Source organism: Chryseobacterium piscicola (genome assembly GCF_900156685.1).
Classification (GTDB): Bacteria; Bacteroidota; Bacteroidia; order Flavobacteriales; family Weeksellaceae; genus Chryseobacterium; species Chryseobacterium piscicola.
Window position 1 is genome coordinate 57,710 of the sequence record NZ_FTOJ01000012.1, and the last position, 13,781, is coordinate 71,490.

Here is a 13,781-nt window from a genome sequence, read left to right on the forward strand (position 1 = left end):
GTCATTTTTATCATTAAACTTTATTGGAGTATGAAAAAGATTTATTTTTTAATATTGATTTTATCTTTAATTGTAGGAGGATTTATTTTTTATGATTTAAAGTCAAATGAAAAACTTGAAACATCTAGTAAAAGTCACAAAATTCAAAACATAAACCCCGAAATATTTATTTTTCACTTTCAGCCATCACTGAAAGAAAACTCCGAAGTGATTATCAATTTTGAGAAGAAATATTTAGTTTTTAAAACGATGTACCCCTTTATCCCGGAACCGCCGCCAAGGAGAGGTGGCGCAAAAGAGCCTTTCGAAAATTCAAAAAAACCACTTCAAAACTATTTTACGGATCTTGAGGGAGATGATTTAAAACATCTTAAAAGTTTGATAAAATCACTCTCAACTAGCGATTATAAAAGAATTGAAGATAATTATATTGACGGTATTTCATATAATTTCAGTATTCTTTTTTCAGATAAAAGTTTAAAAAATGCATTTGTAGCCCATGATAAAACTGAAAATCAGGAGAAAATAATTCTTGAAGTTTTACGACTTCTTGAGAAGACCAATAAACATGAAGAAAATTTTGAAATTTTAGTTTACTACAGCAAAATTTATTAATTAAAACTGAAACCTATAAACATTTCCGCCTTCTTTTTTGTCTTTTTCATCGGCAATCAGCAGAGATCTATCATCTAGAAAAACTACAGCTTCCTTTTGAGAATTGTGATTTAATGAAATTTTTTGAATGAAGCTCCCGGTAAAGTTGTTCTCAAAAAAGGAAGACACCAAATGAACATTTTTATGAGTTAACAGTACAATTTGATTTTTTGAATTAATTGTAGCTGATGTGATTGCGGCATCGTTGTAGCTGCCTTCCAGTTTGATTTTAGCAACTAATTTTGCTTCAAAATCACCTTCCTTGTTTGGAATCTGGAAAACCAAGAAAGTTCCATCAAATCCTTTGCTCCGGTTTTTTGTGAACAGATAAAAATTACCTTCTTTTTCTACAAAAGCTTCGCAGTCGTATAATAAGTTAGATTTTTTTGGCGGAAATTCATTCTGTCCTTCATAGTGAAACTTTGTGGTTTGAATCACATTGGCAGATTTCTGGGAGGCTTCTTTTAAATCTAATTTCAATATAGAAAGGTTACGTCTGTCGTTTTCGTTATTCCCAAAATCACCAATGTAGAGATTTCCTGCATTGTCTTTTGTAATATCTTCCCAGTCGTTGTTTTCAGCATTTTCTACCACAACATCAGCAATTAGATTTCCGGTACGGTCTACTGCATATACTACATTTTTGTTTCCTGCATCTTCAATAGCCCAAATTGTTTTCTGATCTTGTGAAAGCGCTATTCCCGAAACTTCTTTCAGCTTTTTGGGCAGCGTAAATTCTACCTTCAAAGTATCTTCTTTTGCCTGTGTGTTTTCGGTTTTAGGGTTGCATGATAGCAAAAGTAATGAAGAAATGGTAAAAAGAATATTCATTTTCATACGTTATTATTTAAGAGTTTTGCTTCCTCCCAAAGTTCGTCCATTTCTTCCAAAGTCATGTCTTCCAATTTGAGATTTCTTGTTGTTGCTAAATTTTCCATTTTTTGGAATCTTGAAATGAATTTTAAATTGGTTCTTTCCAAAGCCGAATCGGGATTTAAACCTGAAATTCTGGCATAGTTGATTAGTGAGAAAAAGACATCACCCAACTCAAGTTCTTTTTTATTAACATCTGTTTCTGCGTGAAATTCGTTGATTTCTTCATCTACTTTTTTCCAGGCATCTTCGGCATCATGAAATTCAAACCCGATTCCTTTCACCTTATCCTGAATTCTGTACGCTTTTACGATACTTGGTAATCCTTTCGGAACACCGCCCAAAATAGATGTATTGCCTTCTTTTAATTTTAATTTTTCCCAGTTTTGTTTTACCTCTTCTTCATCTTTTACTTCTACATCTCCATAAATATGAGGATGACGGAAGATTAATTTTTCATTTAAAGAATTGATGACATCAGCTATATCAAAACTCTCTTTTTCTGAGCCAATTTTAGCATAGAAAACCAAATGAAGAAGTACATCGCCCAATTCTTTTTTAATTTCAGTTAAATCTTCCTGCAGGAGGGCTTCGGAAAGCTCATACGTTTCTTCCAAAGTCAAATGGCGAAGTGTCTGAAGCGTCTGTTTTTGATCCCACGGACATTTTTCGCGAAGGTCATCCATAATATCTAATAGTCTTCCGAAAGCTTCAAGTTTTTCTTGTCTGGTATTCATTTTTTAGATTTAAATCTGTTGTAAATTTAGTGAATATTGTGCTTTGTGATAAAAGAAAGAATGTTTAATCATAAATAGAATTTCAAAAATATTCAAAGAATAAATTTTACTTGAATTTGAATTAGCATACAAGGTAGAATTTTACTGCAACTCAAATTAAACGTGTAAACCTTAGTATTACGCATCTAATTTAAAAATTTGAGGCTTGGTATTGTGCTACACTACATTTGGGGTAAAAAAAACCTCATCAGTAATGATGAGGTTTATTCAATTAAGATAAAAAAAATTATCCCATTTTTCTATGCGTACTTTTGGTAGCTGCTTTAGCTCCGGTACTTGCTTTTACTTTTGGAGTAGCAGGTTTTTCTGCTTTAGGAGCTTTTTTAGGAGCCTCTTTTTCTACATTGATTTCTTCTGCAGCTTCACCTTCTAACGTTTCCGGTTCTGCTTTTACAAAGCTTTCTGGTGTGATGTAACCTGCTTTGTGAAGTGTGTTGTACCATTGAGCCAACTTCTTGATATCAGAAACATAAACTCTGTCTGTGTCATAATTTGGCAGAGATGCGTTCATAAAGTCTTTCAATTCTTCTTCTGAAGATTTGTGAGATATTGTTTCCTTATAATCGTAGTTTTTTGCAATATTTTCAAATACTTCAAACAAAGGCACTTCTTTATCAAAAGTAAACATTGCAATATTGTCTAAAAGACTTACCTGACTTGAGTTTCCGATGCTTACTTTCTTTTTTGTAGTAACATCCTCAATGATAAAACCGTTTCTTAGCTGAGAAACCAATTTAAAAAGTCCCGGTTTTCCGGAAATCGAAATTATTTTTTCTAACTGCATAATCTTGTTTTTTGTGGCAGTATAAAACTGCCTTTTACCTATTTATTTTTTTTATCTTATAATCTACTTAGGAAATCTCATTTTATAGCTTATTCCTACTTCGCCTTGAGAAATTTTCACCAATTTTCCTTTCACGAGTTTTTTCTTTAGTGCGCTGAGGTGATCTGTAAAAAGAATGCCTTCAATATGATCATATTCGTGCTGAATAACGCGGGCTCTAATATCGGAAAAAGTTTCTTTATGCTTTACAAAATTTTCGTCATAATATTCTATAACGATTGTACTTTTTCTCTTCACATCTTCTCTCACATCAGGAATAGAAAGACATCCTTCATTGAACTTCCATTCATCTCCGGATTCCTCAAGAATTTTAGCATTAATGAAAACTTTCTTAAAATCTTTCAGTTCTTCAGCTATATCCTCATAATCTTCATCATCTGCCAAAGGCGAAACATCAACCATAAAAAGCCTAATATCTAAGCCAATTTGTGGTGCTGCAAGCCCAATTCCGTTGGCACTATACATGGTCTCAAACATATTATCAATCAACTCCTGAAGCCCAGGGTAATCTTTGTTTATATCCTTCGCCACTTTCCTCAAAACCGGGTCTCCGAATGCTCTTATTGGTAAAATCATCTTGTTCTTTGTTCTAAAAAATTCTGCAATATAATGGTTGCACTTACTTTATCTATCAATCCTTTCTGCTCTCGTTGTTTTTTATTTTTCCCGCTTTGAGAAATAAAAAAAGACGCCATTTTTGAAGTAAATCTTTCATCAAAACGATTCACTTCTACAGTAGGAAATTCTATTTTAAATTTTTCGATGAAAACTAAAATACTTTTTTCTATATCTGACATGTTTCCTTTCAAATCTGTCGGTAGACCTACTACAACAGCTTCTACATTGTTTTCTGAGAAATATTTTTTCAAAAAAACCATTAGGCCAGAAGTCGCTACTGTATCTAGACCACTGGCTATAATCTGCATATCGTCTGTAGCGGCAATACCACATCGTACTTTTCCGTAGTCTATCGCTAGAATTTGTTTCATATACAGATTTTTATTGTTTTCAAAAGGTCTTTATTAATTCCTTCTCCTCATTATTGGTCTTAGCTTGCCAATTTCGTTAGTGTTGATTTAATAAGACTGCAAATTTAATAAAATTTACCCATTTTCTTCTAAACGTATTTTTTTTTATGAATTTTGATTTTTTCCGTGTTTTTTTTTATAAATTTAATTTCCCAAACCCCTCATTATGAAGCAACTCATTTTAGTAAGGCACGCAAAGAGCGACTGGCCAGAAGAAACCGAAGACTTCGAAAGACCATTGGCAAACAAAGGTGTAGAAGATGCAATTTTGATGTCTAAATATTTGAAAAGCAATAATATAAGTATAGATTATATGCTTTCGAGCCCAGCTTTACGGGCTTTGAATACATGTGAAATATTTAGCCAAACTTATCAGCTTACAATCGAGACAGATGAAAAACTTTATAATCCACAGGAGAGAAATTTTGAATCTGCAATCTACACTTTAGATGATGCGCACGGTTCGGTTGCTCTTTTTTCTCATAATAACGGAATTTCAAATTTTGCCAATTCTATTTCCGAAGATATTTATCATTTCCCAACCTGTGGCGTTGCAGGTTTTCAGATTGAATGTGATTCTTGGTCTCAATTTGAAGGTGCCAGAAAGAAACTACTTTTTTTTTATGAACCTAGTAAAATAAAAAAGTAAATCATTCTATTATTAACTTAAATAATTTTCTTTTTTAATTGGTATTTTGATCACCGTAGTCTGTAGCAACGTCAAAAAAAATTTTTTTGATGGATGTGGGGATTTTCTGCTCATTATAAATTTTGCATGAAGAGAATATACTTTCTATGCAAGGAGGTATTTTTAATTAAATATAAGAGTCTATTTTAATTCCATCAATTTTATTTTCCTAATAGCTAAAGGGCTGAATTTAATTATTTTTAAGCTGACTCTGATACTATTTGAATTATATGAAGGTATATTTAACCAAGAAATGCAATCCGAAGATTGCATTTTATTTTTTTATTATAAGAATTTTTTATCCTGCGAATGCAAATATCTTAGCAAAAAGATCAGGGAATATACCTAAAACAATAAGTGAGGCAATTATAAAAACGGCTACTATTTTATAAGTAATAGTTGCTTTTTCTGACGTTTTGAATGTACTTTCTTTGAAGAAAAACATTGAAATAATAAGTCTTAAATAATAAGCAATAGAAATTGCCGAACCTAAAACAGCAACCAAAACGATAAATGTATTTTTATCATTACTTAAAGCTTGTGCAAACAGAGAGAATTTACCCATAAAACCTGCCGTTAAAGGAATTCCTGCCATTGATAGTAATGATATAGCTGTTGCTACGGATAACAAGGGTTCTGATTTTGCCAGACCTTTGAAAGCTTCGTAAGATGCTTCTCTCTTTATTTTTTCTACATAAATAAGACACATAAAAACACCAACGGTTGCTAATGAATAAGCAAAAAGGTAAAATGCTAATGTGTAAGTAGACATAGAGTTCATCCCAAAGAATACCAATCCTATATATCCTGCGTGAGATACAGAAGAGTAGGCAAGCATTCTTTTTGCGTTGGTTTGGGCAAGTCCCATTACGTTGGCTAAAAGTAGAGTGATGATAACGAAAACACCAAAAATATTAATCCATTCTTGGGTAACTCCTACAAAGCCTATGGTCATCATTTTAAACAAAGCAAAAAATCCTGATATTTTTACGACGCTTGCCATAAAAGAAGTTACCAGCGAAGGTGAACCGTAGTAAACATCGGGACTCCACATGTGGAAAGGAGCCAAAGCTACCTTGAAAGACATAGCACAAAGGATCATAATTACACCGATTGTAAACATGATGTTGCTAGGATTTGCAATGCTGAAATCCTGAATATTCATTAAATCAAAACTACCGGTGCTTCCGTAGATGAAGGCAATTCCGAACAAAAGGAAACCTGTAGCAAAAGCTCCCATAAGGAAGTATTTGATTGAGGCTTCATTTGATCTTAAATCTGTTTTGTTTGCTCCTGCCAATACGTATAAAGGAATAGATAAGATCTCGATTCCGATAAATAAAGTGACCAAGTTTTGGAATCCGAAAAGGGTAATTCCACCACAAAGTGCAAAAAGCATCAGTGCATACAATTCAGATTGATGGCTTCTATGGTTGCTGAACGCAAAACCACCAAGGAAAAATATCAATAATGTAATTACCAAAGATATTTTGGTAAATAGTGCTGCATTATCACTGTAGTTGTACATGGCTTTGTACTGGTTCAGAAATTCTGCTTGCGGAAAAAAGCTTACAACCAAAGCGATGATAAGCCCCAGAATACCGATGTATCTTGCCAATTTTCCTTTTTCAAAAACTCCTGAAAACAGTGCTGCAACAGCTGTGAGGAAAACAATTATTAAAACACTCATAGTATGGATTTGAGATTTAAAATTTGAGATTTGAAATTTATTTATCTTATCTAAATTTTTTTTGTTCTCTTATTTTTTAAATTATTTAATTAAAATTTATGTCACTCAATCTTTTATTCTTTTAAGAAATTAAAGATTTGTAAATAAACTGTACAGAGCTGCCCACCATGTCTATAATAGGTTGAGGGAAAATCCCCATTACAATCACAAATACAGAAATACTTGCCAATACAGAGAATTCTACGGCCGATAGATCTTTAGCAGTACTTAAAACAGTATCATCACCTTTTCCAAACATTGCTTTTCCGTAAAATCTGAGTAAATATACTGCACAAAGAATAACGGTTAATCCGGCAATGACAGTGGCTAAAACATTAAAGCTAAAAATAGATTTTATCAAAATAAATTCTCCGATAAAACCATTCGTTAATGGAACTCCCATTGAACCTAAAATGATGATTAAGAAAAGAACTGCAAATTTTGGAGCAACTCTAGCCAAACCTCCCATCTGTCTTATATCTCTGGATTTGAATCTTTTGTATAAAATATCACAACAGTAGAAAAGACCAACAACGTTGATACCGTGAGCAAATGTCTGTACCAAGGCACCTTCGGCACCTTCTACATTGAAATTCCCTCTTAAAGTAACCACTGCTGAAGCAAAAATTCCCGCTACCATCAAGCCAACATGCGAGAAAGATGAATAGGCGATAATTCTTTTCATATCAGTTTGAATAATTGCAATTAAAGCGCCGTGTACAATTCCTACAATTGCTAGAATGATAACAATCTGTCCGCTAATTCCTAAAATCGCAGATGGTGTGATTGGTAATAAATAACGGAGAACTCCGTAAATCGCCATCTTCAGCATAATCCCTGATAGAAGCATCGATCCTTGCGTAGGAGAGTAGGTATACGTATCTGGTTGCCAAGTATGGAAAGGGAAGACAGGAAGCTTTACAGCAAAAGCAAAGAAAATCATCCAGAAAACAACTACTTGTTGTGTATCTCCCAAATTGGCATTATATAAATCTGTAAGTGCAAATGAAGCAGAGTGTATCCCAACATAAATTAAGCCTGCCAGCATAAATAAAGATCCTACGAAAGTATACACGAAGAATTTGGTTGTAAACTCAAATCTTTTGTTCTCCTGACCCCAAAGTGCTGCGATAAACCAAATCGGAATCAAAGTTACTTCCCAGAAAATGTAGAATAACAGTCCGTCTAAAGAAGTAAAAACTCCGATAAGACCGAATTGCATCAACAGAATCAATCCGTAGAAAGAATTTTTGTAGCTTACATTTTCGTTAAAAGATGATAGAATAATGATTGGCATCAAAATGTTGGTGAGCAACAATAGAAGCAAACTCATCCCGTCAATTCCGAAATGAAGGGTGCTTTTTATAAATTGTGACCATGGATAGTTGATTTCATACTCTAAAACGCTGTCAACAGTAGGAGAGAAATCGAAATCTGCAGCTACATAAAACGTTAAAAGCATTTGTACAAGAGCAATCGCCAGTGCCACATATTTGCTGGAAGCACTCTTCCAGGCAAAAACCAATCCCGAACCTACGAGAGGTAAAAGTAATAATGTTAATAGTAAATAATAAGACATTATTGTAATATAAAGTTAACAATCAGTATAATTCCCACAGCTAAAGACATAATCAGAATGTAAGTTTCCACGTTTCCGTTTTGGATTCTTTTCATTGATCTTCCGCTGTCTTCAGCGCCTTCTCCAACGAAGTCTACGACTCGGTCTAGAACGCCTTTGTCAAACATTTTGCCGCCACGCCCAAGTCCTTCAATAGTTTTTACAACTAAGGCATTGTAAATTTCGTCTACATATAGTTTTTTAGCAGATAGCTTTTCCCATCCGGTATATTGTTCTTCAGGTAATGCTTGTTTCTTTTTGTTTACATAAATATTTTTTACGATAAACCAAACTGTAAAGAACATTAAAACTGTCGCTCCCAAAAGAATCATTTCAGTTCCGAAAGAAACTCCTGATAAAGTAGCTTCCATCTGTTTGTAGCTTTCTTCTGTAAGAACTGGCTTCAGCCATTCCATCAGTTTAGCATAATGACCGTGGCCTATAAAATGCGGAAGGTTAATTAAACCACCTAAAACTGAAAGAATTGCAAGTACAATCAACGGTAACGTCATTGTAGAAGGGCTTTCGTGTAAATGATGTTTCTGCTCTTCAGTACCTCTGAACTCTCCATGGAAAGTCAGGTAATACAGTCTAAACATGTATGCTGCGGTAGTTGCTGCCAGTAAAAATAGAATCCCCCAGTACATAGGGTTTTTAGCAAAAGCGGCAACCAAAATTTCGTCTTTAGAGATCATTCCTGAAAGCAAAGGAAACCCTGAGATTGCCAAAGTTCCGATAAGGAATGTAAAATGAGTAATCGGAATATATTTTTTAAGACCTCCCATGAAACGCATGTCCTGCTCATTACTCATTGCGTGAATTACAGAACCCGCTCCCAAGAACATTAAAGCTTTAAAGAATGCATGTGTCATTACGTGAAACATTGCAGTTGTATAAGCACCTAAACCTAGAGCAATAAACATAAAACCCAGTTGTGAAACTGTAGAATAGGCCAGTACTTTTTTGATGTCGTTTTGGCGCAGGGCATAGAAACCTGCTAAAGCTGCGGTTAAGAATCCGATGAAAAGAATTCCGCCCTGAACGGTTGGTGCTAAAGTAAATAAGAAGTTTGATCTTACTACTAAATAAATACCTGCCGTTACCATCGTAGCAGCGTGAATCAACGCTGAAACAGGAGTAGGACCAGCCATCGCATCTGGCAACCAAGTGTATAAAGGAACTTGAGCAGATTTGCCCGTAGCTCCAATAAATAAACTTGAAGTGATGAAAATGATAATTGTTCCATCTAATTCAAATTGCCCTGCGTTTTGTTTTATAGAAAGATAATCTACTGCGTTAGTTTGAGAAGCAATCATAAAGATCCCGATTAACAACGCAAGGTCACCAATTCGGTTCATGATGAAAGCTTTTCTTGCCGCTTTACCGTATTCTTCATTGGTATACCAAAAACCAATGAGTAAGTAAGAACATAAACCTACACCTTCCCATCCTATGAATAAGATTAAGTAGTTGCTACCCATTACCAAAAGTAACATGGAGAAGATAAATAAATTTAAATAAGTAAAAAACTTATAGAAACCTTTATCATGACTCATGTATCCGATAGAGTAGAGGTGAATTAAAGATCCAATACCTGTAATAATCATCACCATCATTAATGAAAGCTGATCGATGAGGAAACCGAAATTTACCTGAATACCATTTACTCTGAACCATTCAAAAGCAGTAAAAACCTGCGGTTGACTTTCAGAATCGAAATTTAAAAATAGATATATGGCAATTGCAAAAGATCCGAAAACCATTGCTGTAGCCAAAGAACCAACAACTATTTTAGGAAGATTTTTTCCGAAAAGTCCGTTGATGAGAAACCCTAAAAGAGGTAAAAGTATTATTGCATACACTAAATTTTCCATCCTTTATCCTCTTAATTTATTAAATATACTTACATCTACAGAGCGCGTATTTCGGTAAAGCATTGCAATAATTGCCAGACCTACCGCAACTTCTGCAGCAGCAACTACCATGATAAAAAATACCAAAAGTTGTCCGTCACCATTTCCATTATATGCTGAGAAGGCAGCGAGTAAAAGATTTACAGAATTGAGCATTAGCTCTACACAACCCAACATAACAATCGCATTTTTTCTTAGCAATACCCCTAAAACTCCCAAACTGAAAAGTACAGAGCTGAGCGTAATGAAATATTCTAAGGGAATGCTTTGCATAAAAGTATTTACTTCTCCCATAATTTTATAAATCTTTTTTACCGATTAATACCGCACCTACAATACCCGCCAAAATCAAGATTGAAGCAAGCTCAAACGGCAAAACATATTCGTTGAATAAAAGTCTACCCAAATTTTTGGTAAGACCTACACCTTTATCTACATTATCAACAACCACATGATTTTGTTGTACTCCTCTGAAAACGCCTAAAATCCCAATCAAAAGAAGACCTGCTGTAAAAACTCCAACAAATTTTAAAGTATTGCTCTTCTTACTTTCGTCTTCTTTATTAAGGTTGAGCATCATTAAGATATATAGGAATAAAACCATGATTGCACCAGCGTAAACGATGATTTGTATAATTGCCAGAAACTGGGCATTCAGAAGAATGTACATTCCGGCGATTGAAAACATTGTAACAATTAATGACAAAATAGCGTATAGAGGATTTCTCGCAAATACGAAGTAAACCGCACTAGAAACTGCTAAAAACGCCACCAAGAAAAATAAAATCTGATCCATTATTTTACCGCATTTTTTTGTTTCTCGGACTGTCTTTCTGTAATGTCAATCCTTTCATTAATTTTTTCAACTAATTTATCTTTTCCGTAAATAAAAGAACCTCTGTTAGTTTCTACATCTACCAAACGGTCTGTAAGATAAATTGCAGATTTTGGGCAAGCTTCTTCACACATTCCGCAGAAAATACATCTTAGCATATTGATTTCATATACTGATGCATATTTTTCTTCGCGGTAAAGATCTTTTTCTTCTCTTGTTCTTTCTGAAGCTGTCATTGTAATGGCTTCCGCAGGACATGCCACCGCACACAAACCACAAGCTGTGCATCTTTCTCTTCCTTCTTCATCTCTTTTCAGAACATGCTGACCTCTCCAGATATCTGCTCTCGGTTTTTGTACTTCCGGATAAGAATAAACATTAGGAGCACGTTTTACAACGGTTCTCACAGCATGTTTAAAAGTAATCCCCATTCCCTTGAAAATCGCCGGAAGGTAGATTTTCTCAGAAAAGGTCATTTCTTTATTCGAAACAACTTTTGATCTGTTTGTAAGTTTCATTTAATTATAGATATTAGATGTTAGACATTAGATTTTAGACTAATCTTGTCTGTTATCTTAATTATTTACTATTTTATTTTAAAATGATAATGTTAATTATCAAATTCTCTTCTTAATTTCCAAAAGCTAATATTACAGCTCCTGTAATCATCAGGTTCACTAAAGCCAATGGAATTAAAGTTTTCCATCCTAAGTGCATCAATTGGTCATATCTGAATCTAGGAAGCGTCCATCTGATCCACATAAAGATTAAAATTCCAACAATTGTTTTGGTTAAAAATGCTACAATACTTAAAATTCCTGCTGCATTTTCTCCCCAATTCTGCGTTACCCATTCAATTCCAGGATAGTTGTATCCACCGAAGAAAAGAACGACCATGAAAGCATTAGAAATAAACATATTCACGTATTCCCCAAACATGTATAAACCTAATTTCATTGAAGAATATTCAGTAGAATACCCTGTTACCAATTCAGATTCACACTCAGGTAAATCGAAAGGGTGACGGTTGGTTTCTGCCAAAGCTGCCACAAAGAAGATAAGGAATGCCAATGGTTGGTAGAAAATATTCCAATTCATACCAGAACCGATAGGGATAATTCCCCAAAGCTTTCCTTCAGTTTGATTTTCAGTAATTACTTTTAAATCTAAACTTCCCGTCATCATGATGATAGAAAGTAGAGCAAGCCCCATCGCTAATTCGTAAGAAATCATCTGCGAAGAAGCACGAATTGCACCTAGTAAAGAATATTTGTTATTAGAAGCCCAGCCTCCAATCATTATTCCATAAACACCGATTGAAGCCATACCGATAATAAAAAGTACACCTACATCAATATTGGCAACTTGTAAATCATAAGATACATCACCAATATTCAATGTTTTACCCCAAGGAATAACCGCTCCGGTAATCAAAGAGATAAACATCACCAACGCAGGTCCCAATACAAAGAGAAATTTTTCTGCATTTTGCGGTGTGAAATCTTCTTTAAAGAAAAATTTTCCACCATCTGCAAGAGGCTGCAGCAAACCAAATGGTCCGGATCTGTTGGGCCCAATCCTGTCTTGCATAATTGCCGCCACTTTTCTTTCTGCCCAGGTAGAGTAGGCCGCTATCGTTAATGATAACAGGAAAAGTGCCAGTACAAGTATTAATTTAAATGTAAGTAAATCCATTCTAAATTTTAGATTTTAGATTTTAGATTATAAATTCATTTAAAATTTACAATCTAAAATTTATAATTTATTGTTATTTTTCGTCTTTTTCGCTGATTTCTTTCGCCATCGGATTGTCTAAAACTCTCAATTCGTCTTTAGGTTTTTCGTAATGGTTTAATGAAATAACAGAATGTCTGTCGATATGTCTCGGACCTTCAATGTTCCAGTCTGATAAATTTTTTCTTTCGAAACGGCAAGTATCACAAATAAATTCTTCAACTTCTCCCCACTGATCTTTTCTTGCAGTAACTCTTACGATTTCGTCACCTTTCATGTAAACAGTAGCTTTACCAGAACATTTATCACATTTACAAGAAGCATTCATTGGCTTTGTAAACCAAACTCTGCTTGTAAAACGTGCTGTTCTATCTGTTAATGCTCCCACAGGGCAAACATCGATTACGTTTCCGATGAAGTCATTATCTAAAGCTTTATTTAAATAAGTAGAAATTTCAGCATGATCTCCTCTGAACAAAATTCCGTGCTCACGCTCACCTGTTAATTGATTTGCAGCTAAAACACATCTTGCACATAAGATGCAACGGTTCATATTCAATTTAATATGGGGACCTAAGTCATCTGCTTCGTAAGTATTTCTTTCAAATTCAGTTCTGGTTTCCAGATTTCCGTGCTCGTAGCCTAGATCCTGAAGGTGACATTCTCCAGCCTGATCACACACTGGGCAATCTAAAGGGTGGTTCACCAATAAGAATTCAGTAACTGCTTTACGGCCTTCTTGTGCTTTATCAGAAGAAAGGTTTTTCACTTCCATCCCGTCCATCACATTTGTTCTGCAGCTTGCTACCAATTTCGGCATTGGACGCGGATCTGCTTCCGAACCTTTAGAAACCTCTACCAAACATGTTCTGCATCTTCCTCCACTGGCTTCCAATTTGCTGTAATAGCACATTGCAGGTGGTACAGATTTTCCGCCGATTTGTCTTGCTGCTTCCAAAATAGAAGTTCCAGGCAAAACTTCAGCAGTTTGTCCGTCTATCGTTATTTTAAATTTCTTAACCTCTTCGCTCATATTCTTTCGCTTTATAATGCGCTAAGCAATAGTTC

General features: G+C 34.6%; 15 protein-coding genes. 2 read left to right on the top strand and 13 right to left on the bottom strand.

All coding sequences use genetic code 11. The features are described from left to right. Positions 1-30 precede the first annotated feature (30 nt). Positions 31-615, top strand: a complete 585-nt coding sequence (locus BW939_RS14795) for a hypothetical protein (protein WP_076452797.1) — start codon at positions 31-33, stop codon at positions 613-615. Here BW939_RS14795 and BW939_RS14800 read toward each other — a convergent pair whose 3' ends face one another. From BW939_RS14800 to ruvX, 5 genes are all read right to left on the bottom strand, one after another. Then, positions 616-1,491 (bottom strand): SdiA-regulated/phytase-like domain-containing protein, encoded by an 876-nt coding sequence (locus tag BW939_RS14800; RefSeq protein WP_076452798.1) that lies wholly within the window; start codon positions 1,489-1,491, stop codon positions 616-618. Continuing rightward, positions 1,488-2,264 carry a nucleoside triphosphate pyrophosphohydrolase gene (gene mazG / locus BW939_RS14805; RefSeq protein ID WP_076452799.1) on the bottom strand — a complete coding sequence of 259 codons (777 nt, stop codon included), beginning with the start codon at positions 2,262-2,264 and terminating at the stop codon, positions 1,488-1,490. The genes BW939_RS14800 and mazG overlap by 4 nt, the downstream gene beginning before the upstream one ends. 286 nt (positions 2,265-2,550) lie before the next feature. Beyond that, positions 2,551-3,108: a DUF5606 family protein gene (locus BW939_RS14810; RefSeq protein WP_076452800.1), complete on the bottom strand. Its 558-nt coding sequence runs from the start codon at positions 3,106-3,108 to the stop codon at positions 2,551-2,553. Positions 3,109-3,171: 63 nt separating this feature from the next. Beyond that, a complete protein-coding gene (gene def / locus BW939_RS14815) occupies positions 3,172-3,744 on the bottom strand; it encodes a peptide deformylase (RefSeq protein ID WP_076452801.1) in 573 nt (190 codons plus the stop codon). Then, the gene (gene ruvX / locus BW939_RS14820; protein WP_076452802.1) at positions 3,741-4,157 is read right to left on the bottom strand and encodes a Holliday junction resolvase RuvX; all 417 of its coding nucleotides are present in this window, start codon (positions 4,155-4,157) and stop codon (positions 3,741-3,743) included. The genes def and ruvX overlap by 4 nt, the downstream gene beginning before the upstream one ends. Positions 4,158-4,362: 205 nt before the next feature. Between ruvX and BW939_RS14825 the strand changes: the two genes are divergently transcribed. Then, the gene (locus BW939_RS14825; protein ID WP_076452803.1) at positions 4,363-4,845 is read left to right on the top strand and encodes a SixA phosphatase family protein; all 483 of its coding nucleotides are present in this window, start codon (positions 4,363-4,365) and stop codon (positions 4,843-4,845) included. Positions 4,846-5,182: 337 nt separating this feature from the next. Here the strand turns inward: BW939_RS14825 and BW939_RS14830 are convergent, their stop codons facing one another. The 8 genes from BW939_RS14830 to BW939_RS14865 form a co-directional block, all read right to left on the bottom strand. Continuing rightward, entirely contained in the window at positions 5,183-6,574 is a 1,392-nt protein-coding gene (locus tag BW939_RS14830) for an NADH-quinone oxidoreductase subunit N (RefSeq protein WP_076452804.1), read from the bottom strand. Between the two features lie 121 nt (positions 6,575-6,695). Then, positions 6,696-8,192 carry a complex I subunit 4 family protein gene (locus tag BW939_RS14835; RefSeq protein WP_076452805.1) on the bottom strand — a complete coding sequence of 499 codons (1,497 nt, stop codon included), beginning with the start codon at positions 8,190-8,192 and terminating at the stop codon, positions 6,696-6,698. Further along, positions 8,192-10,105: an NADH-quinone oxidoreductase subunit L gene (gene nuoL / locus BW939_RS14840; protein WP_076452806.1), complete on the bottom strand. Its 1,914-nt coding sequence runs from the start codon at positions 10,103-10,105 to the stop codon at positions 8,192-8,194. Before nuoL ends, BW939_RS14835 begins: the two co-directional genes overlap by 1 nt. A 3-nt stretch (positions 10,106-10,108) precedes the next feature. After that, positions 10,109-10,438, bottom strand: coding sequence for an NADH-quinone oxidoreductase subunit NuoK (gene nuoK / locus BW939_RS14845; protein ID WP_076452807.1), 330 nt, complete (start codon positions 10,436-10,438; stop codon positions 10,109-10,111). 4 nt (positions 10,439-10,442) lie between these two features. Further along, positions 10,443-10,940 carry an NADH-quinone oxidoreductase subunit J family protein gene (locus BW939_RS14850; protein ID WP_076452808.1) on the bottom strand — a complete coding sequence of 166 codons (498 nt, stop codon included), beginning with the start codon at positions 10,938-10,940 and terminating at the stop codon, positions 10,443-10,445. Continuing rightward, a complete protein-coding gene (locus tag BW939_RS14855) occupies positions 10,940-11,497 on the bottom strand; it encodes a NuoI/complex I 23 kDa subunit family protein (protein ID WP_076452809.1) in 558 nt (185 codons plus the stop codon). Before BW939_RS14855 ends, BW939_RS14850 begins: the two co-directional genes overlap by 1 nt. Before the next feature lie 112 nt (positions 11,498-11,609). Next, on the bottom strand, positions 11,610-12,674 hold the full coding sequence (gene nuoH, locus BW939_RS14860; protein ID WP_076452810.1) for an NADH-quinone oxidoreductase subunit NuoH: 1,065 nt from the start codon (positions 12,672-12,674) through the stop codon (positions 11,610-11,612). Between the two features lie 73 nt (positions 12,675-12,747). After that, positions 12,748-13,746 carry an NADH-quinone oxidoreductase subunit G gene (locus BW939_RS14865; RefSeq protein ID WP_076452811.1) on the bottom strand — a complete coding sequence of 333 codons (999 nt, stop codon included), beginning with the start codon at positions 13,744-13,746 and terminating at the stop codon, positions 12,748-12,750. Positions 13,747-13,781 lie beyond the last annotated feature (35 nt).

Excerpts from the sequence above, each read along its gene's own strand:
- BW939_RS14810 (WP_076452800.1), bottom strand. The coding sequence starts at position 3,108 with ATGCAGTTAGAAAAAATAATTTCGATTTCCGGAAAACCGGGACTTTTT.
- BW939_RS14850 (WP_076452808.1), bottom strand. The coding sequence starts at position 10,940 with ATGGATCAGATTTTATTTTTCTTGGTGGCGTTTTTAGCAGTTTCTAGT.
- nuoL (WP_076452806.1), bottom strand. The coding sequence starts at position 10,105 with ATGGAAAATTTAGTGTATGCAATAATACTTTTACCTCTTTTAGGGTTT.
- BW939_RS14830 (WP_076452804.1), bottom strand. The coding sequence starts at position 6,574 with ATGAGTGTTTTAATAATTGTTTTCCTCACAGCTGTTGCAGCACTGTTT.
- mazG (WP_076452799.1), bottom strand. The coding sequence starts at position 2,264 with ATGAATACCAGACAAGAAAAACTTGAAGCTTTCGGAAGACTATTAGAT.
- BW939_RS14800 (WP_076452798.1), bottom strand. The coding sequence starts at position 1,491 with ATGAAAATGAATATTCTTTTTACCATTTCTTCATTACTTTTGCTATCA.
- BW939_RS14825 (WP_076452803.1), top strand. The coding sequence starts at position 4,363 with ATGAAGCAACTCATTTTAGTAAGGCACGCAAAGAGCGACTGGCCAGAA.
- BW939_RS14835 (WP_076452805.1), bottom strand. The coding sequence starts at position 8,192 with ATGTCTTATTATTTACTATTAACATTATTACTTTTACCTCTCGTAGGT.
- ruvX (WP_076452802.1), bottom strand. The coding sequence starts at position 4,157 with ATGAAACAAATTCTAGCGATAGACTACGGAAAAGTACGATGTGGTATT.
- nuoH (WP_076452810.1), bottom strand. The coding sequence starts at position 12,674 with ATGGATTTACTTACATTTAAATTAATACTTGTACTGGCACTTTTCCTG.
- BW939_RS14795 (WP_076452797.1), top strand. The coding sequence starts at position 31 with ATGAAAAAGATTTATTTTTTAATATTGATTTTATCTTTAATTGTAGGA.
- def (WP_076452801.1), bottom strand. The coding sequence starts at position 3,744 with ATGATTTTACCAATAAGAGCATTCGGAGACCCGGTTTTGAGGAAAGTG.
- BW939_RS14855 (WP_076452809.1), bottom strand. The coding sequence starts at position 11,497 with ATGAAACTTACAAACAGATCAAAAGTTGTTTCGAATAAAGAAATGACC.
- nuoK (WP_076452807.1), bottom strand. The coding sequence starts at position 10,438 with ATGGGAGAAGTAAATACTTTTATGCAAAGCATTCCCTTAGAATATTTC.
- BW939_RS14865 (WP_076452811.1), bottom strand. The coding sequence starts at position 13,746 with ATGAGCGAAGAGGTTAAGAAATTTAAAATAACGATAGACGGACAAACT.